29 protein-coding genes are annotated in these 26,345 nt (G+C 62.6%); 13 read left to right on the forward strand and 16 right to left on the reverse strand.

Annotated elements, in window-relative coordinates:
* Nucleotides 1-148: 148 nt before the first annotated feature.
* From MCUHO_RS00620 to nfi, 4 genes are all read right to left on the reverse strand, one after another.
* The gene (locus MCUHO_RS00620) at nucleotides 149-1,606 is read right to left on the reverse strand and encodes a TrkH family potassium uptake protein (RefSeq protein WP_067072294.1); all 1,458 of its coding nucleotides are present in this window, start codon (nucleotides 1,604-1,606) and stop codon (nucleotides 149-151) included.
* Nucleotides 1,607-1,689: 83 nt separating this feature from the next.
* Nucleotides 1,690-2,709, reverse strand: coding sequence for a phosphoribulokinase (locus MCUHO_RS00625; protein ID WP_067072296.1), 1,020 nt, complete (start codon nucleotides 2,707-2,709; stop codon nucleotides 1,690-1,692).
* Nucleotides 2,710-2,810: 101 nt separating this feature from the next.
* Nucleotides 2,811-4,001, reverse strand: coding sequence for an FprA family A-type flavoprotein (locus MCUHO_RS00630; protein WP_067072298.1), 1,191 nt, complete (start codon nucleotides 3,999-4,001; stop codon nucleotides 2,811-2,813).
* Between the two features lie 161 nt (nucleotides 4,002-4,162).
* On the reverse strand, nucleotides 4,163-4,879 hold the full coding sequence (nfi, locus tag MCUHO_RS00635) for a deoxyribonuclease V (RefSeq protein ID WP_067072300.1): 717 nt from the start codon (nucleotides 4,877-4,879) through the stop codon (nucleotides 4,163-4,165).
* A gap of 172 nt (nucleotides 4,880-5,051) precedes the next feature.
* Between nfi and MCUHO_RS00640 the strand changes: the two genes are divergently transcribed.
* Nucleotides 5,052-5,249 (forward strand): rubredoxin, encoded by a 198-nt coding sequence (locus MCUHO_RS00640; protein ID WP_067072302.1) that lies wholly within the window; start codon nucleotides 5,052-5,054, stop codon nucleotides 5,247-5,249.
* Entirely contained in the window at nucleotides 5,230-6,849 is a 1,620-nt protein-coding gene (locus tag MCUHO_RS00645) for a thiamine pyrophosphate-binding protein (RefSeq protein WP_067072305.1), read from the forward strand. The genes MCUHO_RS00640 and MCUHO_RS00645 overlap by 20 nt, the downstream gene beginning before the upstream one ends.
* Nucleotides 6,850-7,205: 356 nt before the next feature.
* On the opposite strand, the gene MCUHO_RS00650 is transcribed toward MCUHO_RS00645, so the two are convergent.
* The 5 genes from MCUHO_RS00650 to MCUHO_RS00670 form a co-directional block, all read right to left on the reverse strand.
* Entirely contained in the window at nucleotides 7,206-7,949 is a 744-nt protein-coding gene (locus tag MCUHO_RS00650; RefSeq protein ID WP_067072307.1) for an MIP/aquaporin family protein, read from the reverse strand.
* A gap of 68 nt (nucleotides 7,950-8,017) precedes the next feature.
* On the reverse strand, nucleotides 8,018-8,227 hold the full coding sequence (locus tag MCUHO_RS00655; RefSeq protein WP_067072309.1) for a DUF2180 family protein: 210 nt from the start codon (nucleotides 8,225-8,227) through the stop codon (nucleotides 8,018-8,020).
* Nucleotides 8,228-8,238: 11 nt separating this feature from the next.
* Nucleotides 8,239-9,738: a DUF2193 domain-containing protein gene (locus tag MCUHO_RS00660; protein ID WP_067072311.1), complete on the reverse strand. Its 1,500-nt coding sequence runs from the start codon at nucleotides 9,736-9,738 to the stop codon at nucleotides 8,239-8,241.
* Between the two features lie 397 nt (nucleotides 9,739-10,135).
* Complete coding sequence (gene fen / locus MCUHO_RS00665) at nucleotides 10,136-11,137, reverse strand: flap endonuclease-1 (protein WP_067072313.1); 1,002 nt, start codon at nucleotides 11,135-11,137, stop codon at nucleotides 10,136-10,138.
* 49 nt (nucleotides 11,138-11,186) lie between these two features.
* Nucleotides 11,187-11,501: a hypothetical protein gene (locus MCUHO_RS00670; RefSeq protein ID WP_048113340.1), complete on the reverse strand. Its 315-nt coding sequence runs from the start codon at nucleotides 11,499-11,501 to the stop codon at nucleotides 11,187-11,189.
* A 57-nt stretch (nucleotides 11,502-11,558) separates the two neighbouring features.
* Between MCUHO_RS00670 and MCUHO_RS00675 the strand changes: the two genes are divergently transcribed.
* Nucleotides 11,559-12,464 (forward strand): presenilin family intramembrane aspartyl protease PSH, encoded by a 906-nt coding sequence (locus tag MCUHO_RS00675; RefSeq protein WP_067072315.1) that lies wholly within the window; start codon nucleotides 11,559-11,561, stop codon nucleotides 12,462-12,464.
* On the opposite strand, the gene MCUHO_RS00680 is transcribed toward MCUHO_RS00675, so the two are convergent.
* Nucleotides 12,403-13,383: an NOG1 family protein gene (locus MCUHO_RS00680; RefSeq protein ID WP_067072317.1), complete on the reverse strand. Its 981-nt coding sequence runs from the start codon at nucleotides 13,381-13,383 to the stop codon at nucleotides 12,403-12,405. The genes MCUHO_RS00675 and MCUHO_RS00680 overlap by 62 nt on opposite strands.
* 48 nt (nucleotides 13,384-13,431) lie before the next feature.
* Here MCUHO_RS00680 and MCUHO_RS00685 point away from each other — a divergent pair, with 48 nt between their 5' ends.
* From MCUHO_RS00685 to MCUHO_RS00695, 3 genes are all read left to right on the forward strand, one after another.
* Nucleotides 13,432-14,313: a CBS domain-containing protein gene (locus tag MCUHO_RS00685; RefSeq protein ID WP_067072319.1), complete on the forward strand. Its 882-nt coding sequence runs from the start codon at nucleotides 13,432-13,434 to the stop codon at nucleotides 14,311-14,313.
* 143 nt (nucleotides 14,314-14,456) lie between these two features.
* A complete protein-coding gene (locus tag MCUHO_RS00690) occupies nucleotides 14,457-14,666 on the forward strand; it encodes a histone family protein (protein ID WP_011844756.1) in 210 nt (69 codons plus the stop codon).
* A gap of 202 nt (nucleotides 14,667-14,868) precedes the next feature.
* Complete coding sequence (locus tag MCUHO_RS00695; RefSeq protein WP_067072321.1) at nucleotides 14,869-15,120, forward strand: PRC-barrel domain-containing protein; 252 nt, start codon at nucleotides 14,869-14,871, stop codon at nucleotides 15,118-15,120.
* A gap of 513 nt (nucleotides 15,121-15,633) precedes the next feature.
* On the opposite strand, the gene MCUHO_RS12490 is transcribed toward MCUHO_RS00695, so the two are convergent.
* On the reverse strand, nucleotides 15,634-16,218 hold the full coding sequence (locus MCUHO_RS12490) for a hypothetical protein (RefSeq protein WP_153019967.1): 585 nt from the start codon (nucleotides 16,216-16,218) through the stop codon (nucleotides 15,634-15,636).
* 79 nt (nucleotides 16,219-16,297) lie between these two features.
* Between MCUHO_RS12490 and MCUHO_RS00705 the strand changes: the two genes are divergently transcribed.
* Complete coding sequence (locus MCUHO_RS00705; protein ID WP_067072323.1) at nucleotides 16,298-17,050, forward strand: hypothetical protein; 753 nt, start codon at nucleotides 16,298-16,300, stop codon at nucleotides 17,048-17,050.
* A gap of 192 nt (nucleotides 17,051-17,242) precedes the next feature.
* On the opposite strand, the gene MCUHO_RS00710 is transcribed toward MCUHO_RS00705, so the two are convergent.
* The 5 genes from MCUHO_RS00710 to MCUHO_RS00730 form a co-directional block, all read right to left on the reverse strand.
* A complete protein-coding gene (locus MCUHO_RS00710) occupies nucleotides 17,243-17,947 on the reverse strand; it encodes a phosphoglycolate phosphatase (RefSeq protein ID WP_067072325.1) in 705 nt (234 codons plus the stop codon).
* Nucleotides 17,941-18,915, reverse strand: coding sequence for a DNA repair and recombination protein RadA (gene radA / locus MCUHO_RS00715; RefSeq protein WP_067072327.1), 975 nt, complete (start codon nucleotides 18,913-18,915; stop codon nucleotides 17,941-17,943). The genes MCUHO_RS00710 and radA overlap by 7 nt, the downstream gene beginning before the upstream one ends.
* 99 nt (nucleotides 18,916-19,014) lie before the next feature.
* A complete protein-coding gene (locus tag MCUHO_RS00720; RefSeq protein WP_067072330.1) occupies nucleotides 19,015-20,304 on the reverse strand; it encodes an OB-fold nucleic acid binding domain-containing protein in 1,290 nt (429 codons plus the stop codon).
* 7 nt (nucleotides 20,305-20,311) lie between these two features.
* Complete coding sequence (gene lysA / locus MCUHO_RS00725) at nucleotides 20,312-21,604, reverse strand: diaminopimelate decarboxylase (RefSeq protein ID WP_067072332.1); 1,293 nt, start codon at nucleotides 21,602-21,604, stop codon at nucleotides 20,312-20,314.
* The gene (locus MCUHO_RS00730) at nucleotides 21,601-22,749 is read right to left on the reverse strand and encodes an LL-diaminopimelate aminotransferase (protein WP_067072334.1); all 1,149 of its coding nucleotides are present in this window, start codon (nucleotides 22,747-22,749) and stop codon (nucleotides 21,601-21,603) included. The genes lysA and MCUHO_RS00730 overlap by 4 nt, the downstream gene beginning before the upstream one ends.
* 113 nt (nucleotides 22,750-22,862) lie before the next feature.
* On the opposite strand from MCUHO_RS00730, the gene nifS reads away from it, so the two are divergent.
* Genes nifS through MCUHO_RS00760 form a run of 6 tightly spaced genes read left to right on the forward strand, consistent with a single transcriptional unit; the run spans nucleotide 22,863 to nucleotide 26,327 of the window.
* Entirely contained in the window at nucleotides 22,863-24,065 is a 1,203-nt protein-coding gene (gene nifS, locus MCUHO_RS00735) for a cysteine desulfurase NifS (protein WP_067072336.1), read from the forward strand.
* Nucleotides 24,065-24,508: an iron-sulfur cluster assembly scaffold protein gene (locus MCUHO_RS00740; RefSeq protein WP_067072338.1), complete on the forward strand. Its 444-nt coding sequence runs from the start codon at nucleotides 24,065-24,067 to the stop codon at nucleotides 24,506-24,508. The genes nifS and MCUHO_RS00740 overlap by 1 nt, the downstream gene beginning before the upstream one ends.
* A 25-nt stretch (nucleotides 24,509-24,533) precedes the next feature.
* Entirely contained in the window at nucleotides 24,534-24,851 is a 318-nt protein-coding gene (cutA, locus tag MCUHO_RS00745) for a divalent-cation tolerance protein CutA (RefSeq protein WP_067072340.1), read from the forward strand.
* Nucleotides 24,851-25,600: a formate dehydrogenase accessory sulfurtransferase FdhD gene (gene fdhD, locus MCUHO_RS00750; protein WP_067072342.1), complete on the forward strand. Its 750-nt coding sequence runs from the start codon at nucleotides 24,851-24,853 to the stop codon at nucleotides 25,598-25,600. Before cutA ends, fdhD begins: the two co-directional genes overlap by 1 nt.
* A complete protein-coding gene (locus MCUHO_RS00755; RefSeq protein WP_067072343.1) occupies nucleotides 25,597-26,070 on the forward strand; it encodes a DUF1890 domain-containing protein in 474 nt (157 codons plus the stop codon). Before fdhD ends, MCUHO_RS00755 begins: the two co-directional genes overlap by 4 nt.
* Entirely contained in the window at nucleotides 26,049-26,327 is a 279-nt protein-coding gene (locus tag MCUHO_RS00760; protein WP_067072345.1) for a DUF1894 domain-containing protein, read from the forward strand. The genes MCUHO_RS00755 and MCUHO_RS00760 overlap by 22 nt, the downstream gene beginning before the upstream one ends.
* The last annotated feature ends 18 nt before the right edge of the window (nucleotides 26,328-26,345 follow it).

Raw genomic sequence — 26,345 nt, forward strand, 5'->3', positions numbered from 1 at the left:
CCTGGCGGCAAGGTCCATGTCTGCAGGTCTTGTGTCGGGTGCCGAAATCAGTGAAGTACTGATCGCACAGGCGTTTCACACCATTTTAGAACCAACAAAAACAGGGCCACCCCGGGCTCCGGTTGCCTCCCTCCCGGCAGCGACCCCCTCAATCGGCTCTCTTGAAGAGGCCCATGACGAGCATGATCACCGGAATGATCTCGAGACGCCCGATCCACATGATCAGGATGAAGAGGAGTTTTGCCGGATCGGCCATATCGGGCGAGACGAACCCCGTGGAGATGCCGTTGTTGCACATCGCGGTGGCGACCTCGAAGATCACGTTGCTCGAATCGAACGACGTCGGCTGCAGGTGCATCACCAGTATCGTGGCGACGAAGATGATCAGGAAGTAGAGCATGATCGTCAGCATGTTTCGCGAGACCTCGAGGTCGGCGATGTTCTTCGGGATCACCCTGCCGTCGTACTTGAACGGCACGAGCACCTTTCCGGAGACGAACATCCGCCGGAACCACCAGACCAGGCTCTGGAACCCGAGGACTACCCGGGAGAGTTTGATACCGCCGGCGGTGCTCCCCGACGACCCGCCGATCACGATCAGCATCGCGAGGAAGAGGACGGTCACGCTTGCCCACTCGTTCGGGGAGGCAACCTGGAACCCGGTACTGGTGACCGCCGCGGTGGCCATGAAGAGTGCCTGACGGACGGCCGTCGGGAGGTCGGTCGTGCTGAGCGTGACGAGATCCCAGGCGATCACGACGATCCCGAGCGCGATGAGCATGAAGAGGAGACGTGCCTGCTGGTCGCCGAAGAACCGCATGTCTTTCTGGCGGTAGAGGAGGTAGTAGAGTTTGAACGGCAGGGCGCCGGCGATCATGACCGGGACGATGAGGACTTCGAGCAGCGGATTGTTGTAGAACGGGATCCCTCCCGAGTGGACGGAGAACCCGCCGGTTGCGATGGCGACGAGGGCGATGTTCACCGCGTCCCAGACCGGTATCCCCGAGAGCAGGATGAGGCCGATCGCACCGGCGGTCAGCGCCAGGTAGATCTTCCACATCTCGAACCCCGTCGCGACGACGCTCGGCATCAGCGCTTCCGAGCGGCCTTCTGACCGGTAGAGGCGGAACTGGGTCAGCCCGGTTCTCGAGGCCATCGCGACGGTGAAAGCGACGATCCCGATGCCCCCGAGCCATTGCATCAGCGACCGCCAGAAGAGAAGTGTCCGGGGCATCTCTTCGACCGACCGCATCACCGTCAGGCCGGTGTCCGTCCACCCGGACATCGCCTCGAAGACGGCATCGAGGTACGGGACACCGAGTCCGAGGCAGAACGGGAGTGCGCTCACCAGCGCGATGATCAGCCAGATCAGGGCGACCGCCATGAGGGCGGCGGATAGGGGCGCCTCGCGATCCTCCCGGGGCACCCGGAGAAGAAGCACCCCGAGGATAAAGAGGACGATCGGGACGGAGGCCATGGGCAGGATCATCTCCCACTCGCGGTAGATCACCGCCACGACAAGAGGCAGCGTCGTGGCGACGCTCATGTACTTGAAGATGCTGCCGATGTCCTGTGCGATGATCGAGAACAGCTCGATCCTATCCATCGTTACACGTTCTCCGGGCGCTCTTATCTATTTTCTCCTGTGCGGCCGTTCGACTTATCTGGGTCGCATTGGTTCTAGAATCCCTATCGGCTGCATCTGAACCCGTTGTTTCCGGCCGCGGCCTCTCCGGCATCGGCCGCTCCCGGTGCGCTCTCGATGAAGATGCGCCGGTTGATGATCCGCCAGGCGAGGATGAGCTGGGCCATATCCCCGGCCGTCAGGTAGTCGCTGTTCTGGCTGAGATCAATCGGCTCCACCTGCGTCTGGAGTTCGATGTTGTGCTCCAGTTTTTTCGCGACGGCATCGTTCAGTTCCCCGTCGAACGTGAGCGCCCCCATCGCCTTCCCTCCGACGTCCTCGGTGGTGAACTCGACCATGAAGTCGCGCTCGGAGAGTGAGAGGAGGCCGAAGAGGTCGATCGAGAGGTCGACGTCATCGATGCTCTTATCAAGCCTGCTCTGGCAGAGGGTGACGCGGTAGACGTTGCGTTCCTCGCTCACGTCCCTGCCGTACTTCGAGAAGGCGATCCGGATGACCGCATCCGCAAACAGGCATTGCGGTGCGACGTACCGCTCGTAGTCGGGTTTGCGCTCCTCCATCTCCCGGAGGACGGTCTCGGTGGCGTAGCCTCGCCGCTCCACGTCGCGTTTGATCTTCCAGGCACGCTTGACGTCGGGGTCCGGGTCGACGTAGAGTTTGAAGTCTATCAGGTCGCGAAGCGTCCCGGTGATGAACGGGTGCAGCCCTTCGAGGATCAGGATCTTCGTGGGATTGAAGGGCACCGGGGGATCGAACTCCCCGTTGTCGTGGTTGTAGACCGGTTTCTCGATCGCCCGCCCTGCCTTCAGTTCGGCAAGGTGCTCTTCTAAGAGGTCGAACCGGTTCGCCTCGGGGACGAGCGGGGTTATCCCGAGGACTTTGCGTTCCCGGCGGTCGTATTTGTGGTAATCGTCGATGGTGATGGTGGAGACGAGGTCGTCCCCGAAGATCTCCCGGATCGCCCGGGTGAAGGTGGTCTTTCCGGACCCGCTGTCTCCCGCGACGCCGATAACGAAGACGTAGGGCGACTCGGCAATGACTCTCTTGAAGTCGGACGGAGGCATAATGCAGCTCGAAGGTTGGTCGGTATTCTGGCGTGTTAAGATTTCGGTGCAGGGCGACCCGGCCCGGGAACGGGTCGGCAGCCGTGAAAATGATGGAGAGCCTAGGGGGAGAGGATCCCCGCCTCCCTGTGTTTCTTTGCGATCTCGTCGGCGAGCCGGTCGAGCGCCGCGAAGTCCTCCTCCTTCGGGAGGCCTTTGACGTAGACCGGGTCGAGGAACTCGACCTTGAGCCGGCCGAGCATCTCCACGATGGTCTCGACCGTCTTTCCGCCCCAGCCGTACGACCCGATCACCGTCGCGTAACGGGTCTTGGGGCGGAGGAGGTTTGCGAGGTAGGTGGCGTAGACCGCCTGCGGGTGCGGGCCGAAGATGACCGTCGGCGCCCCGATCACGACCGTCGCCGCGTCCACGAGCGCCTTTGCGAGGTCGCCGGTGTCGGTCTTCGGAAGGTTGAACGGCTGAACCTCGATGCCGCGCTCCATCAGGGCGTCGACGAAGTGTTTGACCATAGTCTCGGTGCTTCCGTGCATGGAGACGTACGGGAGCACCACGGTGTTCGTCACGGCATCGCCCGTCCAGTCCCGGTAGGCGTCGACGATGAACGCCGGATAATCGTAGACCGGGCCGTGGCTCGGTGCGATCCGGTCGATATCGCGCGTCGCGAGTTTTGCAAGGTGCGCCTTGATGCTCGAGCGGAACGGCATCATGATCTCGGCGTAGTAACGTTTCGCGGACTCGTAGATCACACCCTCGTCGGGGACGTAGAGGGTACTCGTCGCGTAGTGCGAACCGAAGAGGTCGCAGGAGAAGAGGATCCGGTCCTCCTTGAGGTAGGTCAGCATCGTCTCCGGCCAGTGAACCCAGGGAGCGATGATGAACTCGAACGTCCTCCCCCCGAGGTCGAGCGTATCACCGTCGCCGATGACGACGAACCGATCCTCGGGGACATGGAGGAGGTCGACCAGGAAGTCGCGGCACTTCTGGTTCGTCACCACCTTCGCGTCGCCGAACCGTTCGAGCATTGCCGGTATCGAGCCCGAGTGATCCTGCTCTGCGTGGCTGGAGACGATGTAATCGATCGAGTCGACCCCGATTGACTCCAGGTTTCTCACGAGTTCTGCGGTCTTTGTCGGGTCGACGGTGTCGATCAGCGCGGTCTTCTCGCTGCCCCGCACCAGATAACTGTTGTAGGTGGTGCCGTCGGGGAGCGGGATCAGTTCGTCGAAGAGCCGGCGGTCCCAGTCGATGGCGCCGACGGCGAAGACACCCGGCACGATCTCGCGTGCGGCCATTACTCCTTCGCCTCCGTCTGGTGTGTTCCGGCTGGCATACGGTTTATCAAGGTATCCGACATGCTTCGTCCTCCTCCATAGGTTCTCGACCGTCCCGGTGAAGCCCTGCGGCGCCGGTCGGCAGACGTTTCTCCGGCGCGAACGCTGATAACGATTTCGCTCTACCTCACCGGGGTGGAGAGGGTGGTCTGTCTCCCCTCGCCGCTTCCCTCCCGCCGGACTTCGTTTGCAAAGAGGTGTGCCTGCCGTGTCGGTTCCGGGAGCCGGTAGCCCCGTGCGGCCGAGAGGACGAGGTCGACTGCGGCCGAGAGATCGATCCGGTGGCCCACTGAGACGTAGACGGGTTTCACCCGATCTTTCGTCCGCACCGCCATCCCGATCGTCTCGCCGTCGCGGAGTATCGGGGCGGTCGATCCCTTCTCTGCCGCGGGCTCGGCCGCCGTGCCGACGAGGAGGCTCTTTGCGACACCGACGGTGGGGCGGTTCAGGAGGATGCCCATGTGGCTCGCGATGCCGAGCCCCCGGGGGTGGGCAATCCCCTGCCCGTCGAAGAATATGACGTCCGGCTCGGAGGTGAGTCTCCGGAACGCCTCGAGGAGGGCGGGGCCTTCCCGGAAGGTCAGGAGGCCGGGGATGTAGGGGAATGTCGTCACGGCGGTGGCGGAGACCCGCTCGACGACGGTGAGATCGGGGAAACTGAGGGCGACGGCGACCGCGTGGATGACGTCCGAACCCTTCGCGTAGGAGGCGTCGACGCCGACCACGAGGGAGACCGCCCCGGGATCGCCGGAACGGCGAACCTGCTCCCGGAGCCTCTCCTGGAGGCGGATCGCCTCCGCCGGCGTCAGGTCGAAGGGATGGGTCTCTCTGATCTCCATGGTCGTTTCCCGTTGCACGGAGGTAGGTGGTATCGTATACCCGCTATTATATGCTTGGGGCAGGGGGTACTCCGCAGGTGACGATCGCCCGCGGAGATCCCCGGCCGGCGAGGCTTTTTTATACGTGAAGATGGGGTACGGCACGGAGTGTCACTCTCGGAGCGTGGATGATATGGCACGATGGGTCTGCAGTGTCTGTGATTACGAGTATGTTGAGGAGGCGGGAGACCCGGCTACCGGGATGCCGCCGGGAACGCCCTTCGAAGATCTCCCCGGCGACTGGCGGTGCTCCCGCTGCAGCGCGGGAAAGGAGGCGTTCGTGCGGGCCGGCGAGGAAGAGGTGGAGATGAATGACGAAGACTACCTCTGAAGGAGCCGCCATGACCGTGGCCGACGTGCTGGTCTCGGAACTCGCGGCCTGGGGGATCACCCTCTACTTCGGCATCCCCGGCTCATCGTCGCTCCCGCTCGTGGACGCGGTCCGGAGGAATCCGGACGCACGCTACATCGTCGTCCGGCACGAGCAGACCGCGGCCCTCGCAGCCTCGGCCTACAACAAGTTCACGGGAAAGGTCGCCGTCTGCCTGACTATCGCCGGGCCGGGGGCGACGAACCTCGCCACCGGCCTCTATGACGCGAAAGAGGATCGGGCGAGCGTGCTCTCCCTGAATGGGCAGGTGCAGGCGCAGTACGCCGGCCCCGGCGGCGTCCAGGAGATCGACCAGGACGCGTTCTTCCGCCCGATCGCGGTCTTCAACAACACCGTCGCCGACCCGTCGACGGCGGTCAAACTCCTCACCCGGGCGCTCCGGTACGCGATCGTCGGCCGCGGCGTCGCCCAGCTCTCTCTTCCGAACGATATCCAGAGGGAGCCGCTCGAACCGGCCTACTGCGAACGCGAGACCTGCCTCGCGGAAGTCACGACGGCCCCGACCGGCGAGGCCGTCCGTGCGGCGGCGGAGGCGATCGACGGCGCGGAGCGGCCGGTCATCCTCGCGGGCTTCGGCGCCATGCGTGCGGCGGAAGCGGTCATCGAGCTTGCGGAGACGATCCGGGCGCCTATCGTCACCACCTTCAGGGCGAAGGGCATCCTCCCCGACGAGAACGAGTGGGTTGCCGGGATACACGGGCCGCTCGGGACGCCGCACGCCCGGACGCTCGTCGAGGAGTCCGACCTCGTGATCGCCTGCGGGGCGAGTTTCTCCGACTTCACCGGGATCCCCAATGAGAAGCGGGCCGTTCACATCGATATCGATCCGCTTCAGCTCGGCAAGCACCCGCTCGCGGCAGGGGTCTATGGCGACTGCGCCGTTGCCATACCCCTGATCCGGGAACGGGTCCGGCCGCGGGAGGATACGGGGGCCGGGGAGTGGCTTATGGAACGGAAGCGGGAGTGGTTCAGCCACCTCGACCGGGAGGCCGACCCGGAGGCGGTTCCGATCCGGCCGCCCTACATCATGAAAGTCCTCTCCGAGACCCTTCCGGAGGACGCCCTCATCTCCCTCGACGTCGGGGAGAACCAGTGGTGGTTCGGGAGGAGTTTCCGGATGAAGCGGCAGCGGTTCGCGATGTCGGGCTACCTCGGGACGATGGGGTTCGGGCTTCCCGGGGCGATTGCGGCGAAACTGGCCTACCCCGATGCGACCGTCGTCTGCATCACCGGGGACGGGGGGTTCTCGATGGTCATGGCCGACTTCGTCACGGCGGTCAGGTACGACCTTCCCATCGTCGTCGCGGTCTTGAACAACCACCAGCTTGCGATGATCCGGGAGGAGCAGCGGGAGGCGAACTATCCGCCCTACGGCGTTGAACTCACGAATCCCGACTTCGCGGCGTATGCGGAGGCCTGCGGCGGCGCCGGGATACGGGTGGCCCGGCCGCAGGATCTCGCGGATGCCGTTCTCCGGGCGGTGCGGATGGACAGGCCCGTCGTCGTCGATATCGAGACCGATCCTGTGCGCTTTGAGTAAGCCCGGGCGCTCCTCGCTCCTCACCGGGCCCCGGTGAGATGCGAGACGCCGTTCACCCGAAATCTATAAGTATCCTGCAACTGTATGAAAAGCCGAGGGTAGATGTGAACATCCCGGCCATGGCCGCGCAGCCTGCGAGGGCCCTGCCGGGCAAGCGCGGATCTCCGGATGTCGATCCGGGTGGGAGCATCGGTATACCGTTCTTCGCTCCACGCTGAGGGTCCCCGGGAGCCTGTTAATCGAACGGGCGCTCGGGGTAAACTTGCGGCGAACCGGATCCGCTCCGGTTCACCGTTCTTCCGGCCGATAGTCTGCTGGACTCTTTTGGTGCTTCAAAAAGAGAAGGTTGAGCCGGATCACTCGTCGGAGAGATAGTCGTAGAGGAACGCGGCGAGCACCGCACCGACGATGGGGCCGATGATGTAGATCGGGAAGAACTCCCAGAGGCTCTGGCCGGCAAGCAGCCAGTCCCCGAGGAAGGGGCCGAACGTACGGGCGGGGTTCAGCGACGCGCCGGTCAGGTTCCCGATCGTCGTGATGATCCCCGCGACCGTGAGACCCACCACAAGCCCGGCAAAGCCCGGCGTGGCCCGTTCGTCGACGGCGGCGCCCATGATGACGAGCATCAGAAGGAACGTCCCGACCGCTTCGATGACGATCGCCTGCAGGTAGCCGATACCGGGGAAAGGGGCCGTTGCCCCGAGCCCACCGATGGCTACGGCGTCCGGGCCGACGGTCCAGGCGAAGAGGAGGCTTGCTGCCGCGGCGCCGACGAGCTGGGCGGCGATGTACGGGACGACGTCGCGGCCGGGGAGCCGGCGGGTTGCAAAGAGGGCTATCGTCACTGCCGGGTTGATGTGGCAGCCCGATATCCGCCCGAACGCATAGATAGATCCGGCGATGGCGATACCGAAGGCAAGCCCGATGGCGAGCCAGTCGCCGAGGCCACCGAGCACCCCGATCCCTATGTTGAAGGGGGTCGCCGGGGTGGTTCCTGCGGCAAGCATCAGCGTGACGGCCGCGGCGCCGGCACCGAAGAAGACGAGGATGAATGTCCCGACGGCTTCGGCGACGCATCGTTTTCCAAGAGATATGGTCATGGTTTCACCAGTACGTAGGATACTCCTTTTAATGAACCTTAGCCCAAAAAAAGGAGTTGTGTGTGCTTTTATTTCGGATACAGGGCGTTATAGCACGCGGGGCAGAGGATCCGCGGCAGCGGGGCCTTCACGCGCTTGCTGGGGAGCGGGTAGCCGCCCTCCCAGACGTCGACATCCTTCCTGATGGCGTGCTCCATGCAGAGCCCCATTCCGCAGACGATGCAGATCGCCACCGCCTCGCTATCCTTCCCCTCGAGGGCACAGTAGTAACACTTCATGGCCGTCCCTTCTATACCGCCTCTTTCCACTGGCAGTAGCGCTGCCTCTGGTCGACAAGGCTCGTCGTGGCGCAGTTCTTACAGGCCCGCACCGGCGCGGCGGCGGTCGCCTTCTCGAGCGCGATGATGTTTGTCATCATCGTCGCGGTCACGGGTTCGCTCGTCAGGAGGCACGGGTAGTCGGCAAGGCGCATCAGGGCGGAGAACCGGACGGTTATGGCACAGGCCGGGTAGGCGTACCACTGCGGGTTCATCAGCACCTCGTTTTCGTGGATGGGCGAGAGGTCGACCGGATACTTGCCGACCATCGGGGTCAGGGTCTCGTCGGCGCCGTTCCGCATCTTCCGCGCTTTGTCAATGAGCTTCCACCCGCGGTAGATCATGTCCATGAAGTCGCAGTTGTGGAGTTCGGCCGCCGCTCCCCGGGCCGGGTAGCAGACGACGTAGTTGTGGAACCGCTTCGTGAGGAGGTCGACGACCATCGGGGCGTTGAGGGCGTCGAGCTCGAGGATGTACTCGGTGGCGGCGGCGGACGCGCCGGTCGCGACCGAGAGGACGTCCCAGTAACTCTTGTAGGCGTCGAGCGAGTTTTGTAGCGACGACTCCATCACTCCGGTGACCGCCTCGATCGTCGCCATCACGACGTCGTCCTTGCACATGTTGAAGGTCGACTGCGCGATGTGGTGCGAGACATCGCCGACGCTGTAGGCGGGAACCGTCAGGATGTTCGCGTAGTGGACGCCGTCATCGACGGCGGCTCGAACCGTCGGCTCCATCCGCCGCCGGTACTCGGCCATGTACTTCCGCGGGTCGAACGACGACATCCCGGCGGCATCCATCAGTTCCGCCTGGGCCTCCATCGGGTCGCGGTAGATCCTCTGCATGATCTCGACCTCTTTCGCCGTCGCCTCGCCGGGGGTGGCGCCGCCTTCGAGGGCGTGGGCGAAGACCTCCCCGAACCCGTAGGAGGTGTTCATCCCCCACGATTTGGCGGCGAGGATCGCCCGCTTGTGCTCGACCGGGATATCGGTCTTTTTGAGCACCTGGTTCACCACATTGCTCGTGCTGCCCGGGATCAGTGCGAAGTCGACGACACAGGTGGGGCCGTAGAACCCGCCGTAGCGCCGCACCGCCTCGATGCCGATCGTGGCCTCGGCAGCCGCGATTGCCTTCGTGAAAGCATCGACACTCTTTGCGAATGCCTCGTCCTGGCTTTTGAGGATATCGAGCACCACGGGTGTCTGGTAGTGCTCGACGAAGGGATCGTCTTCGGGGCGGACGGTTGTCGTGAGGCTCTGGAGGATCTCGGCATGTGAGATGACCGAGTTCTTGTGCAGGTCGATGACCGCCTGGCTCTGGTCGCCGATCGCCGTCATCTTCCGCACCGCATCGACGTAGGGTTTCGTGTCGCTGAGGGCGAATTTCTGGCCGCGCTTTGCTTTTACCGTCTCCACGTCCGCCCTCTGGGCGGCCATGGCCTCGTTTATCATCTTCTCGTAGATTTCTTTCATATCAGATCACCTGGTGATATCCTGCTGTCGGCTGAACCGGACAGCATGGTTCAGGAAGCGACTCCTGCGGCGCCCTCGTGAGGGTCGCCGCGTCCGGCGAAACGATACCGGGCTACGGAGATGGCGGAGGTCGGTGTGATCCCGCAACGAGCTGAATGAAGGGGGAACGGCAGCAAAGAGCGGCCGGTGAAACGCTTGAACGGTGGTTGGCGGGTAGAGAGAACCACTCCGGCGACTGCAGTCTCCGTATTGCTCCGATGGTTCGGTATGGGTTCTTCAGTCGGCGTATTGGGTTGCTCTTACATATATCTGTTGTGTCGCCTGCCCGGGGGTGTATCCGGGAGAAAATAGGGTGTTTTTTGATCTCCAGGGCTCGTTTTGTGGTTTTTATCGGGGCTCAGAACCAGGCGTCGAGCGTCTTCTGTGTCGCCTTCACCGAGACCTTGGCGAGAGCGCTCCTGACCCGCTCCTCGGAGAAGTCGTAGCGGCCACAGAGCATCTCCACGACGCCCTCGACGTCCGGCGTCCTCCACTCGAGGGTGTAGTCGTCGGTGATCGGCGGGTCGAGGAAGAACTCCCGGACAGGAGCGGGATCGAAGTCGGGCTGTTTCTCGGCGATCACTCCCTCGAACTCGCCGTTCCGAACGATCTTTAAGGCCGTCTTGCCGCCGACGCCCCGGATGCCCGGGTTGAAGTCCGTGCCGACCAGGATGCCGATCTCGACGAGCTGCTCTCTCGTGACGCCGAGACGGTCGAGGAGGGAGGGGAGGACGATCCGTTCGGGGTTCACCGTGATCGTCCGGCCCCTGGTCTTTCGCCGCCCGCTGACGGTGAGGTTTCGCACCAGCACCGGGGAGCCGAAGAGGAGCGAGTCGTAGTCCTGGGAGACCGCGTAGGTGACCTTCCCCTGCCGCGCCATGTAAGCCGCCTGCGCTTCGCCCTCGCTCGGCGCCTGGATCCAGGGGATGCCGAGCAGGTCGAGGAGTTCTCGGGACGACGCGATGGTGTGGCTGTCGATGCGGGCGGATGCGCTCGCCTGCTTGTAGGCCTCCTCCATGTCGCCCTCCCGGAGCGCCGTCTTCCAGGCCTCGTCTGCCCTGGCGCGATGTTCGCGCCGCTCGTTGATCGTCTCCTGCTTGAACTCCGGCGGCTTCCCGTCGAAGACAAAGACCGGGCGGATACCCTTCTCCAGGAAGTTTACCGTCCGAAAGAGGATGCCGGAGAGGTGCGAGGTGACCCGGCCCGCACCGTTCATCAGCGGAGTTCCGTCCGGCTGCCGGATGATGGAGAGGAACTGGTAGAGTGCGTTATGGGCGTCCAATGCGGCGATGCCGGATAGATCGTCCCACGTCAACGTCTCTTTACTGTCTGCCAGGATATCCCGGATAGCAACGCCCATGCTTACCTAGTCATGAGAGGGGGATATGCCATTAAGATGGCGATCCGGTTCACCGGTACATCCGCCGGGAGAGGCCGTCGACGATCTCCTCGATGTGGCTCACCGTGTTGTCGTATCTGGCGGTCATCGTCTTTCCCATCTCCTCCATATTCACACGCATGGTGCGCTCCCGCTGCACGACGCTCTGTTCAAGGCTCACGATCTTTATGCCGAGAGAGATGAGCAGTCCTCCGAGGGAGAGCATCATGAATGTCGCAGCAACCGCTATGACGAGGTCCTGCCAGAACCGCATCACCAGCACGACGGTGGAGACCACCATCACGATGGTGAGAACGATATCGCCAATGAGTTCGCGAATCTCCATAATTTAAAGTGATAAGGATGCATTAATTAACCTACCTATAGTGAGTGGAGTTTTGTGATGCAGATACGCGACTGGCTACCCCTTCTCGGAATGGCCCTGATGCTTTTACTTGTCCAGATCATCGCCATCATCCTCGTCATGCCCATGCAGGCGGCGGGGCTTGTTGCGTTTGAAGATCCCGAATCGGTGGCGAATCCCCTGATCTTCATAGGGATGCTGCTCGCCTTCACGCTGGTTCTGCTCTTCCTGCTCCGGACAGGCGGCCGACGGTTCATCGCCGTCTTTATCGGGTTTGCCCTCTTCATGACGTTTCTCTACATATTCGGTGCGCTCTCCCTCCTTCTCTTTGGGGCCACGACCGCTGCCGTGGCCGGAACGCTCATCGGCGCCGTAGCGGCGACTGCGCTCCTCTACCTCTATCCGGAGTGGTATGTCATCGACATCCTCGGCGTTCTGATCTCTGCCGGGGTTGCGTCCATCTTCGGGATCTCACTCGCCGTCGTGCCGGTGCTCGTGCTGCTCGTGCTGCTTGCGATCTACGACGCCATATCGGTCTACCGGACAAAGCACATGATCACCCTCGCCGAAGGCGTCCTCGAGACGAAGGCGCCCATCCTGGTCGTGGTCCCGAAGAGAGCGGATTACTCGTTCAGAAAAGAGGGGCTCAACATCGGTAAGGGGGAGGAGCGCGGCGCGTTCGTCATGGGCATGGGCGACCTCATCATGCCCTCTATCCTTGTCGCGTCGTCGCACGCCTTCGTGGGCGCGCCCGCGGTCATCTGGCTCCTCTCCGCCCCGACACTCGGCGCGATGGTGGGATCGCTTGCAGGACTCGCGGTGCTCCTCTACTTCGTCAACAAGGGTAACCCCCAGGCGGGTCTCCCGCCGTTAAACGGCGGGGCTATTCTTGGGTTTCTGGTTGGGGCGGCTCTCGCAGGCTCGTTTTCGTGGCTTCCTTTCTGAATGCGAGCAAAAGACCGAGCACCTCCTCCACTCCCTCTCCCGTGAGCGTGGACATAGCCGGGTAGCCCTCGAGCCCCCGGATATCCGCCTTGTTTGCAACCGCTACCACCGGGACGTCGACGAGCCGGTGTACCTCCTCGAGGAGCCTGTTCTGATCGTCGAGCGAGTAGCCGCAGTGTTCGCTTGCGTCCAGGATGAAGAGGACGACATCGGCCGTGTTGATGATGGCGCTGACCGCCTGCCGCTCGATGGGGTTCCTCTCCTCTGCCGGGCGCTCGAGGACGCCGGGGGTATCGATGAACTGGATCCGGTCGCGCTTGCCGATCTCCCGGTGGCCGACGACGATCCCCTTGGTGGTGAACGGGTAGGCGGCGATCTCGGGTTCCGCCGTGGAGACAAGCCGGATGAACGAGGATTTCCCCACGTTCGGGAATCCTGCCACCACCACGGTGAAGTCGTCGTCGTTCACGTGCGGGAGTTTCCGCAGGATGTTCCGGGCCTCGTTTAAGTATACGAGATCGTCTTCCACCTGGTGAACGATCGAGGCTATGCGGGCGACGGCCTGCCGCCGTTTTGGGGGTGTGTCTACTCCGGATCGCATGCTGCGGGCGTAACCGGAGCCGATGACCCAGGTCTGGTCGGCCGCCCAGTTGACGGCGCCGAGGGATCGTTTCAGCCGGTCGAGCGAGACCAGGATGTCGGCCGCCTCCTGGTAAAAGGGCGAGAGGCGCTCGAAGCTCGGAAACGAGCTGACCACACTCTTTAATTTGTCGTGGATGGCTTTCGCGACCGCTCTTACGAACTCCTCGTTCGCGGTATCGACGTTGGTCTTCAGCTTCTTCTTGGCTGCCGCCCTGCGAAGACTGCGGTCGAGCACTTCGTCCGCCGTAGGAACGGTCGGGATGGTTTCGAATTCCACGTTACGCACAACCTAATGTATTTAAACAACGTATAATGACTGATAATTATGGAGCTCTCTCCGATTCAGAAGGATATCCTGATAACTTTGATTACCCTATACCATCAGTCTTCCCACTCTATAAAAGGTGAGGAGATCGCAGAGGTGCTGAAGCGCAACCCCGGAACCGTCCGCAACCAGATGCAGGCCTTGAAAGCTCTCGGGCTGGTCGACGGCGTTCCCGGCCCGAAAGGAGGATACAGCCCGACCGCAGGAGCATACAGGGAGCTGAATCTCGGGGACCTCGAGCACCAGTCCGAGGTGCCGATCTACCGCGACGGCGAGAGGGTGGGAGGCGTCCGGGTCACGGAGCTCGGGTTCACCACTCTCTGCCACCCGGACCTCTGCCAGGCGATGATCCGGATCATCGGGAGCGTGAAACTCTTCCGGATCGGGGATATGGTCTCGATCGGCCCCACCCCGGTGAATAAACTCCTCGTCCGCGGCGAGGTCTTCGGGATGGATGAGAACCTGCAGGCGCTTCTCATCAGCGTCTCCGAGATGATATCCCTCCCCAAACAGTCGATCAAGCACTATATGAGCGCTCCGCTCCTGACCCTGCCGTTCACCGCCACCCTCCGCGACGCCGCGCACCTCTTCAATACCCACCATATCCACGGCGCGCCGGTGCTGAAGGAAGGCGGCGACCTCGCGGGCATCATAACGCTGAGCGATCTCGCTCGCGCCCTGGACGAGGGCCAGACGCTGGATTCGCCCGTCGCTGAGGTCATGACGACCGATGTGGTCGAGGCGCCGTCGTCGATCCGGCTCTACGAGCTCGTGGGCCGGTTCAAGGAACGGGAGATCGGGAGGTTGATTGTGGTCGAGGACGGCAAGCCCGTCGGGATCGTTACCCAGACCGATATAATTCGGGTCTTTCCCTCACTTTGATCCCCTCCCCGTTCGGAATTTCGTGCTTCAACCCCTCAGGAGACGGATAAGTATTTATATGAGAATACCTATGGTGCTTCTGTAAAACGAGTTCTGTGTGTGAGTGCATTTCACAGAACTCAATGAAAAGGGGGAAATGGATCATGACTGATATACCTCTGGCACCTGTTGGCAGAATCGTAAAGAAATCCGGCGCGGAACGTGTGAGTTCCGATGCCAATGAAGAACTCGCGAAACTGATGGAGCAGTATGCTTCACGGATCGCGAAAGAAGCGATCAAGCTGGCGGGCCACGCGGGCAGGAAGACGGTTAAAGCAACTGACGTCCGGATGGCGGCCGAGACCGTAAAGTAACCCTAAAAATCTCTTTTTGGAGCGGCATTATGCCCGGAGTTCCGGTATGCACCTCTCCGGTAACGAATGTGCGCTATACCGTACTCTCTTCGGCCGTGGGCAGCGGCGGTGCATGCACTCCCGACAATAATCTGCAACGCTCTTTTCCGTGGTTTTACGGCCTTTAGAAGATTTAAATAGTACAAACGCCCCACGGTTTTACATGAGCAAAACCTTCTGCCGTTCCCTTGCCAAGAAGAAAGTGATGAGTAACGATGGCATGCTCATCGGGATCATCAAGAATATCATCGTCGATCTCAACACGGGGCAGGTTGTCGACCTGCTCGTCAAACCGGACGAGACGTTCAAGACCGAGGGCTACAGGACGGATGGGGACAAGATGCTCGTGCCGTTCGAGTCGGTGAAGGACATAAAAGATTACGTCGTTGTCGACCGCTACCTGTTGAAGAGATAAGGATAATACTTTTTTGTGGCCACGCCCGGGCGCGGTAACGATACTGGTTTAGGCACCTACGGGTCTTTCGGCCCGTCAAAGGTTCATGCCACCGACTGCATCGAGACTCACATCGGGACGTTAACGATGACGATTCTGTCCTGAGCCCGGGGCTCGGGTTTTGGTTTCTGTATTGGCGGAGATAGGCCCGGCTTCACAGAATGAACCGGGCACGGTCAGGGTTGCAGACCCTGGTCGCGCCACATTTTTTGGAGAGAAGGCGGCAGGGCAGCCCTGTACATCAGGACTCAACTCCCCTGTATCGTGCGTGGTTGATCGGTCTCTGTAGCGAATTGCTCCTCGTTCTGGTTCGGTGACTGCTCGCAAACATATATATCCACAAGCATGTATTCACAGCCAAATATATACGTGGCTGAATTTGTGGAAACACGAGCCAAATGGGGTTATAATCATGAAACAATCAGAAATCGTCGTTGGAATCGTTATCACTCTCGCTCTGGCTGTAGGCATTGTTTACGCCGCTGGCGGGTTTGAAACCGGGGGATTGAACACTTCGACGGAGATGAATTCTGTTATCGTGAAAGACGCGATTGTCTCGCGGACTATTGATAACACGACGAATGGAGCCGAGAATAAGACAATTAGAACCGCGAGTGAACCGGGACCGGGAATCGTGAATACAATTATCGGGATATTTTCAAATGTGGTTGAAACAAGCAGTTCTGGCGGTTCGGCACGGTCTTCGTCATCATCTGAAGGAAGTAGCAGCAGTAGCAGTTCTTCTGGAGGAGCACCGGTTACTCCAATGGCAACGGAGACGCCCTGTCCGACGACCGAGCCAACAACGACCTCAACGGTGAAGGTGACCGCAACCCCGACTACGAATGAGACGGCGACTCCCACCCCAACTACGAGCCCAACCGCAACCCCGACCCCAACACCCACTGCGACCACAACACCCGTTCCTGCGGCGACCACGGAGCCTGCACTGGATTCTACACCAACGGTATCCCCGACGATTGACCCGACACCGACGCCAACGCCGACAACGGAGGTTACTATCGAGACCTGGACGGGAACGGCGGGCGTTGCCCGCACCTATTATTACATCGTCGATCATGCTACAGAAACAACAAGTGTCATCGTTGAATCGGAGTTTCCCCCGGAATTAGCCGGTATGATGAGCATGGAACTGCACGACTACGTTTACTACTTCAGCAACGTTGAACTGAAAAACATCTATTTACACTTCTATAACCGGAACGCCGGGCCGAACGGTGAGAATTACGGTGGCCCGACCATCGAAACCCGCTTTGGTTACTATGATTGGCTTATGGAATGGGATTACCCGCTCACGGAGTCAGTAATTCTCATTTACTCGGAGGATGTCCCGGTGTATGTGATAAGCACGGTGGATTTCAGCCAATACTCATTTATGAGAAACTCCTATACGGGCGAATATGACTACATCCCACGGAAATACTATGCCAAGAAAGCGGTAATGCCGGAGAAGCAGCCCGGTATACCAAGGTATTATGATCTCCCGGTTTCTGCGCCAATACGGCTGTTTCGCGAAGGAATGCCTGATAATCCCTATTTGCCGGCCACACCGGCGCCCACCGAAGAAACCACGCCTACACCTGCTCCCGAAGCGACCATGACTCCACTCCCGCTGTATACGGCTCCAACGCCCACAGAGCCTGCCTCAAATGTCATTCCAACGCCGATCTCCTGGGGCGAAGATCCTGAGCGGGTAGCGATAACCACTCCGCCACCTGAGCCGTGGGGTGGAGTTGTGACCGTTGAGCCGACTGAGATCCCGGCTGGGATCCCCACACTGGAACGTTATACCCCATCTGGAGAGAATTCGGTGATCCCTACGCTGGAACCCGTTGAAATGGAAGATCCTGCCTCTATTCCGCAAGAATGACTGAAGGCATCATGACAACTTCCTATCTTTTTCTCATAGTCACACATTACGCAGGAATATGGATTGAGATGCCCTGAGGTTGCAATCCGGCTGTATGGCAGCCCCTGGCAAAATCACCGATATGGTGCTGCGGTGGATACAGTCCTGATCTTCAATCAAAAACGATCAACGCCGGCCGGACTAATTTTGCCTTTACCGTACCTCAAGATCATCAAAGTACTTTTTTACCGCTTCCACGAACCCGTCCCCGTAGGCTTCTTCGGTGACCCGGTCCGCCGCCGATCGGGTCCGGGCAGGGGCGTTTGCAACAGCGACGCCGAAGCCCGCGGCTTCGAGCATCTCGGTGTCGTTCTCGGAGTCGCCGATGGCCATCATCTCCGAGGGGGAAAGCCCCATCTCGCGGGCAAGTTCCACGAGCGCCGTTCCTTTGTTGACGCCGGGGGTCTGGAGATGGATTGCAAACCCGGTATCGAGCACCTGGACGGAGAAGTCGTGGTCGCGAATGACTGCTCTTGCCTCGTCGGGGTCGATATTCCGGGCGAAGGCAACGTCGGCGAACCGGTACTGCGCACTGTAGAGTTCGAGTTCGATGCCCCTCCCGGCAAAATAGTCTTTGAGAACCTCGAATGCCGCGAGGCAGGCGTTCTTGTCGCCGGGGATGCGGAGGGTGCCTGAAAACCCCCTCCGGTAGACGCCGCCGTTCTCGCCGATGATCGTCCCGTCCGTCCCGACCATCTTGCAGAGACCGTCCATGAAGCAGACGGTGTTGCCGCTCGCGAGCACCACTTCGATCCCGGCGTCGACGAGGGTTCGGACGGCCTCGACGGCGGCGGTGTTGATCCGCCGCCGCCGGTCGGTGATGGTGCCGTCGACGTCCGTTACGAGCGCCTTCAGCACGGCTTGAGCCCTGCCTGCTCGACCATGAACGCCGCCTCGCCCTCGGGGAGGTTCGGGCTGTCCACGAGACGGGCGACTCTCTTGCCGCCCTTGCTTTTTCTGAGGTAGAGCCGGAAGGTTGCCGTGTGGCCGACGATGTTGCCGCCGATCGGTTTCGTGGGGTCGCCGAAGAGGACGCCGGGGTTCGACATCACCTGGTTGGTCACCAGGCCGACGGCGTTGTGGTCGTCGATCAACTTCAGGAGGTCGTGCATGTGCCGGTTCAGTTTCTGCTGCCGTGGGGCAAGGGTGCCCCGTCCCGCATACTCCGAACGGAAGAGCGACGTCAACGAGTCGATGACGAAGAGCCTGACCGGGTAGTCGGAGTTCCGCAGGTCGTTTGAAAGTTCCCGTGCGGTATCGAGGAGGAGCATCTGGTGGTCGGAGCTGTGCGCCCGCGCGACGTGGATCCGTTCGAGGACCTCGTCGATATCCCCGATCTCCGCCTCTTCGGGGAGGCCGTTCAGCATCTGTTCGATCCGCTCCGGCCGGAAGGTGTTCTCGGTGTCTACGTAGATGACCCCGCCGGCGAGGCCGCCGAGTTCTTCGGGGAGCTGGGCGTTGACGGCCATCTGGTGGACGAGCTGGCTCTTACCCGACCCGAACTCACCGTAAACCTCCGTTATTGCCTGCGTCTCGAGGCCGCCGCCGACCAGTTCGTCGAACTCGGGCACCAGCGTCTTCAGTTTCTTGATATCCTTCCTCTTATCGAGGATATCCCTGCCTGTCTTGAAACCGCCGATATCCGCCATCTTCCGTGCGGCGAGGATCACCTTCTTTGCGGTGGCCTCGCCGATCTCTGCCGCCTCGGCGAGATCCGACGTGGTGGCCGTCGCAACGCTCTCGACGGTTCCGTATCCGGCTTCGCGGAGCTTGTCGGCAGTGGTCGCTCCGACGCCGGGTAAATCTTCAAGATCAATCTCTGACATCTTATTCCTCACTTGATCTCTAGGTGTGTTTGCTATGCTACACTAGAGTCTCTAGCCGGAGAGATAAAGGTCGCTTGCCGTGCGGGGTGAAAGTGAAGATCAGGATCGGGGTTGCCCGGAGAACCGATCCAGGCGGCGTTGCAGGTCGTCGGGATCGGGTTGTACTGCCTTGAGACTGCTCGGGCTGATCACGCCCCTGTGCACCGTGCCACGCGCGCGCACGATGTATCCGACGGGCAGCGGTTCACGGAGGAGGTAGCAGGCGTCGCCGGTGTCGAGGGCGGTTCCCTGCCGGGTGGGGACGACTGTTCCCGTCACCTCGATCTCCTCCTCCTCCTCGGCGAGGACGACGAGTGCGCTCCCCCACGAGAGGTGCACCTCAAGATCGCCGTACCGCCCCCGCCGTGCGGTCGCGTTGTAGGCCAGGAGCCGGTCGCCGGGCACCAGGTGTTCGTCCGCCTTCTCGCCCCAGACGACGATCGGAACCTCGCCGGTCGGATCGGCGATGACCAGGTTCCTGACCGAGGACTGCCGCCCGTTCCGCGTGACGAACGAGTGGGGGGGCTGGACGGAGCGAACCGTCCCGGCAAGCGAGTACGTCCCGCCCTCCTCGACCTCGGCGATGGTGTTCATGGGGAGATCGATCTCGGTGTCGGAGTGGATCACGGAGGCGGATTCGCCGAGGCTGTACTCGATCCCCCGGTCGCTCTCGCGGGCGACCGCCCCGCGGATGACGACGTTCTCTCCCGGCTCCACCCCGAGGAGGACGTCCGGCGCCCAGGCGACGAGCCGGAAGACGCCGTCCTCGTTCCCGATCACTGCTTCGACCATCTCACCGGGTGTTCCGTCGCGACGGGTGAACGTCCGGGGGCTCTCGATCGAGAGCAGTCTGACCTCGAGATCCCCTGCCGGTCCGGGCCCTCCGGAAGTCGCGGTCTCCTCGCAGGTTATCTCGCACGCCGCCTCCTGTACCGCGACGGCGGTGACGTCGGGGACCTTTCCTTTGCCCTTCGGCCGGCCGAGGATCTCGAGGACGTCGCCCGCCTCTATCTCCGCGACCGCGGCGGCCTTCTCGTCCCAGAGAGTCAGCCTGGCCCTCCCGGTCTCGTCGCCCACCGTCACGTTCGCGACGATCCCGGGAGTGCCGTCGGGCCGCTCGAACTCCCGCGGCTCCTCGATGGAGAGCACCTTCGCAAAGAAGCACGCGAGGCTCGGGGCCGCCGCGAGGTCGCGGATACGGATGTGCGCCCGTCCGAGATCCCTGACGACCAGCATCGCCGCCGTCCGTTCGTCCAGGAGGTCGCCCGACTCCGCCACCTTCTCCTCCACCTGCCGCTCGAACTCCTCCTTTCCGAGGAGGTCATCGACCAGGAGGTAGTGGAACTTCACGGTGATCTCATTCCTGCCAGGGCACCGTCACCATGGGGGCGGTCAGGTCGTCGATCGTCTCCGCCCGGCGCATCAGGGCAGCCTTCTCGCCCGCGAGGAGCACCTCGGCGCACCGGGGGCGGCTGTTGTACTGCGACGACATCGCAAACCCGTATGCCCCGGCGTCCAGCACCGCGATGAGATCGCCTGCTTCGAGATCGGGGAGCATCCGGTCTTTCGCGAGGATGTCGCCGGTCTCGCAGATCGGCCCCGTGACGGAGTACTTCTGCACGGCGGGCGCATCGGCCTTGTTCGCCGCAACGACCTCGTGGTAGGAGTCATACATCGTCGGCCGGATGAGGAGATTGAACCCGGCGTCAACGTTCGCAAACGCCGCATGAGCGGTCTTGACGGAGTTGACCCGTGTCAGAAGAAGCGTCGAGTCGGCGACGAGCCACCGGCCGGGCTCGACCCAGAGTTCGGGCTCGATCCCGAGGTCTTTGATGCCGCGGAGGAAGACCGGCATGACTGCTCCCGCGTACTCCTCCGGCGTCGGGGCGCGATCGGTCTCCCGACGGTAGGGGATGCCGAGGCCGCCTCCGATGTCGATGAACTTCGGCTCAACGCCGATATCGATCAGGTCCCGGGCGACGTCGATCAGCACCCCGACCTCGCGGGCGAACGGCTCTACGGCGAGGATCTGCGAGCCGATGTGGCAGTGGATCCCGACCGGGTTTACGTGTTCGAGCGCGAGCGCTTCCCTGTAGGCATCCAGGATCTGCCCGGCAGGGATGCCGAACTTGCTTGTGGCAAGCCCCGTCGCGATCTTCGGGTGGGTGGGGACTTCGATCGCCGGGTTGACCCGGAAGGCGATATCGACGGTCTTGCCCGCTTCGCCGGCCGCGCGGTCGAGCTGCCGGAGTTCGTCGGGCGAGTCCACGGAGACGCGGATGCCTTTCTCGACCGCGAGGGCGAGGTCGGCGGAGGTCTTCGAGCTCCCGTTGAAGAGGAGCGACTCCGGGCGCATCCCGGCGGCAAGGGCGAGCGCGACCTCACCTGCGGAGAAGACGTCGGCCCCGGCGCCCATGGATGCGAGCGTCTTGAAGACCGCGAGGTTGCCGTTCGCCTTCGCGGCGTAGAGGGTGCGGATTTTGGGGTAATGGGCGGTGAGTGCGCCGGAGAGACGCCCGAAGTTCTCGCGGATCCTATCCTCGCTCGTGACGTAGAGCGGGGTGCCGAACCGTTCCGCGAGATCCACCGTGTCGTGCTCCCCGATCCGGAGACGGCTGTCCCTGACCGAGAGGTGAGAGGGGAGGATCACAGGCCAATCCCCCGCATCCGCTCTACGGCCTCGTCGATCCGGTCGATCGACCGGGTGATCGCGAACCGGACGAACCCTTCGCCGTTCCTGCCGAACCCGACGCCGGGGGTCGCGACGATGCCCGCCTGATCGAGGAGTTTCGCGGAGAACGCCATGCAGTCGTCGACCGGCGCCCAGACATAGAAGGTCGCCTTCGGCGCCTTGACGTCGAGCCCGATCTCGGTGAGACCCTTCACGAGAACGTCACGCCGCTCCTGGTAGATCGAGCAGGCCTCCGTGACACAGTCCTGGGGGCCGGTCAGCGCCGCTATCGCGGCGTGCTGGATGGCGTCGAAGGCGCCCGAGTCGACGTTGGTCTTGACCCGGCCGAGCCCTGCGACGATCTCGGGGTTGCCGCAGGCCATCCCGATCCGCCACCCGGTCATGTTGTAGGTCTTCGAGAGCGAGTGCATCTCGACCCCGACCTCCATCGCGCCGTCGACCTCGAGGAACGAGGGTGCCTTGTAGCCGTCGAAGGTGATCTCGGAGTAGGCGTTGTCGTGGACGACGACGATGTTATGCTCCCGCGCGAACTCGACGACCTCCTCGAAGAACGAGAGGGGGGCTATGGCCGCGGTGGGGTTGTTCGGGTAGTTGATAAACATCAACTTCGCCTGCTTCACGACGTCGGCGGGGATATCCTCGAGCACCGGGAGGAAGTCGTTCTCGGCGCGGATGGGCAGCTCGTGGACTTTCCCTTCGGCAAAGAGCGTCGAGGTCTTGTAGACCGGGTAGCCCGGGTCGGCCGCGAGGACGACTTCGCCGGGGTTGACGAAGGCCTCGGCGATGTGCGCGATGCCTTCTTTCGAGCCGATGAGCGCGAGGGTCTCCTTCTTCGCATCGAGGTCGACCCCGAACCGCGTCCGGTACCACTCCGCCACCGCCTCGCGGTAGGCGAGCATGCCGGTGTAGGAGGGGTAGTGGTGGTTCTTCGGGTCGCGGGCTGCGGCGCAGAGAGCCTCCACGATATGCGGGGGGGTGGGGAGGTCGGGGTCGCCGACCCCGAGGTCGATGACGTCGACACCCTGACGCCGCTTTTCCTCTTTCATCTCGTCGATGCGTGCAAAAAGGTAGGGGGGGAGGTGATCCATGCGTCTCGAATACATCATCAGGTATTGCGCACGGGACCCTATTTATTTTCTCACTCATATTTCCGGGCCCCCGGCCGCCCCGCGACCGGTAACGCTGATACGCTCCCGGAGCCAACGATGTACCGGACATGAACGACCTGGAAGAGCGTCCCGTGTATATGGATCATGCGGCGACGACATTCATGAAGCCCGAGGTCGTCGCGGCGATGGTTCCGTACTTCTCGGAGCACTTCGGCAACCCCTCGTCCCTCTACCGGTTCTCCAGCGAGTCCCGGAGCGGCGTCGAGGGTGCGCGGGGGCAGGTTGCGGCGGCCGTCGGCGCGAGCGCCGGCGAGATCTTCTTCACCGCGAGCGGCACGGAGGCCGACAACTGGGCGATCAAAGGAGTCGCTCTCGCGAACCGTGAGCGGGGCAACCATATCGTCACCTCCGCGATCGAGCACCACGCCGTCCTCCACACCTGCGAGTGGCTGGAGCGGCAGGGGTTCTCGGTCACCTACCTCCCGGTCGATGAGTTCGGGCGGGTGGAGCCGGCGGCGGTCGAAGCGGCGATCACGGATGAGACGATCCTCGTCTCGGTGATGACCGCGAACAACGAGATCGGGACAGTCCAGCCGGTCGCGGAGATCGGCAGGATAGCGCACGACCACGGCGTTCTCTTCCATACCGACGCCGTCCAGGCGATCGGGGCGGTGCCGATCGACGTCGAGGCGATGAGTATCGACCTCCTCTCGCTCTCCGGGCACAAGTTCTACGGTCCGAAGGGGACGGGAGCGCTCTACATCCGGCGGGGAACCCGGGTCGAGACCCTGATCCACGGCGGCGGGCAGGAGTGGGGCCGTCGGGCCGGGACCGAGAACGTCCCCGGCATCGTCGGGCTCGGGCGGGCGATCGAACTTGCGACCGCCGATATCGAGGGGCACAACCGCCGGATTGGTGCGATGCGCGACCGGCTGGTCAGCGGCATCCTCGACGCAATCCCGGACTCGCGGCTGAACGGCCACCCGACCGAGCGCCTCCCGAACAACGCGAACTTCAGTTTCCGCTACGTCGAGGGGGAGTCGATCCTCCTGCTCCTCGACGGACGCGGGATCTGCGCCTCCACGGGAAGCGCCTGCTCCTCGGGCTCGTCGGAACCGTCGCACGTCCTGCTCGCGACGGGGCTTCCCCGCGAGGAGGCGCACGGGTCGCTCCGGCTGACGCTCGGCGATGCGAACACGGAAGACGATGTCGATTATCTCCTTGAGGTGCTGCCGGAGGTGATCGGGCGGCTGCGGCGTATATCGCCGCTGACGCCGCCCACCACTCCCCGGGTACCGGAGGCCGAATGATGTATACCGAGAAAGTGATTGAAGAGTTCACGAACCCCGAGAACGTGGGCGAACTGGCCGACGCAGACGCCGTCGGCGAGGCGGGGAGCCCGACCTGCGGGGATATCATGAAGATCTACCTGAAAGTCGAGGGCGACCTGATCGTTGACGCCCGGTTCCAGACCTTCGGGTGCGCGGCGGCGATCGCCTCGAGTTCGATGGCAACCCGGATGATCCTGGGGATGACCCTCACAGAGGCATGGAACCTCTCGAACGCCGACGTGGTGGACGCCCTCGGCGGCCTCCCGGAACCGAAGGTGCACTGCTCGCTCCTCGCCCGCGACGCCATCCGGGCGGCTATAGACGACTTCCAGACCCGTCGCGGGCTCGAGCCCCTGGAGAGGGGATCCGGCTGCTGCTGCTCCGAGGAGGGCGGCTGCGGTTCCTGCCCCGGGAACGATTAAATAAGGGCGGGGGTGAAGGTAAACCATGGTTCTCCCGGAATTTGTCGTGGCCCTCTGCACCGCCCCCGCCGGCGAAGCGGAAGACCTCGCAAGAGCGCTTGTCGATGCACGCCTCGCCGCATGCGTGAACGTTGCCGACGTGCAGTCCTGCTTCCGGTGGGAAGGCGCGGTCACGAGCGAGGCCGAGCGGCTTCTTGTCGTGAAGACGCAGCACCGCCTGCTCGATCCGCTCATGGAACGGATCAGGGAACTCCATAGTTACGAGACCCCCGAGATCATCGCCCTCCCCATCGTCGGCGGCTACGCCCCGTACCTCGACTGGGTACGGGAGGAGACGGCCTGATGGAGATCGTCTGCCGTGCCGGCATCCAGGTGACAGGTGACGGCGCGCGCGAGGTTCATGACGACATCATCGTCGAGGACCGCGTCCGGCTCTTCCTGAACGGGGAGCTCCTGACGACCCTGGTGGCGAGCCGCGACCGTCTCGACGAACTCGGTGCCGGGTTCGTCATCAGCGAGGGACTCGTCGATGAGGTCGATTCGGTGAACGTCTCGGGAAACGACGTCCACATCACCGCCCCGGCCCGGAGGGATGTCGAGCTCGCGACGGAGTCGTCCGGGGGCTCCTGCGCGCTCTGCGAGCCGAGATCGGTCGAGTCGTCGATCACCACCACGGTGGAGACGATCCGTGCGGTCACGGCATCGATCGAGTCCGAGGTCTGGCGGAAGACCGGGGCAGTCCACTGCTCGGTTCTCTTCTGCAACGGCGAGTTCGTCACCCGGGCCTGCGATGTCGGGAGGCACAACACCGTCGACAAGGTCGTGGGCCATGCGGCCCTCCGCGGGCTCGACCGGTCGACCTGCATCCTCGGGTGCACGGGGAGACAGCCGGCGGGGATGGTGGCGAAGGCTGCGAACGCTGGCATCCCGATCGTCGTCTCCCGCGCTGCATCGACCGACCGCGGCATCCTGACGGCGAAGGAGGCGGGCCTCACCCTGGTCTGCTTCTCGCGGGGGGAGCGGTTCACCATCTATACGCACCCCGAACGGGTGCCTGAAGTCCTTGAAGAACTGGGGAAGACTCAAAAATGACGGAGAACGACGAAAAAACCGCGCTGATCCTGCTCGGGTGCCCGCAGGTCCCCGTCCAGACGAGCATGGCGCTCTACCTGATCCACGGGTTAAAGGAGCACGGTATCCGGCCGGTGATCGCCGGGACGGTGGCCGCGCGAAAACTGATGGAGGTCGCCGACCCGGGCCGGCACTACCTGGAGGAGATGACCGACCTCGACGATGCGATCGACGAGATCACGGGGAAGCAGCGGGACTTCGACCTCTGCTTCGTCTTCATCCACAACGATTCCGGGATCGCCTATGCGGGGACGATGGCCTACATATCGAGAGCACGGCTGTATACGCTCATCTTCGGGGAGCACGCGGAAGAACTCGCCGGCGAGATCGAGTTCCCCTGCGAGGTCGTCGCGGCGAAGGCCGTCCACAACCCGATGCCGCTGAAGCGCAAACTCGACGAGGTGATGCAATGGGCTGTCTCGAAGCGCTGAAACCCGAGGTCATTCTCTCGCAGGCATCCTTCAAGGAGGCGCGGGAGTACATCAAGAAGAACGTCCGGGAGTACCATGAGGTCGAGCCGGGCTACAAGATCCATGATGTCCATATCATCGGTGTGCCGCCGCTCTATGTCGGCATCGAGGGAGAGAACCTGATCTTCCCCTACACCAAGCCCTGCCACGGGACGTTCGTGGTGAAGGTCGCCGGCGGCGAGGAGATCGCACGGCTGCGGGCGCGGAAGGGGAAATAATCCTTTCTCATTTATCGG

This window comes from Methanoculleus horonobensis (genome assembly GCF_001602375.1).
Classification (GTDB): Archaea; Halobacteriota; Methanomicrobia; order Methanomicrobiales; family Methanoculleaceae; genus Methanoculleus; species Methanoculleus horonobensis.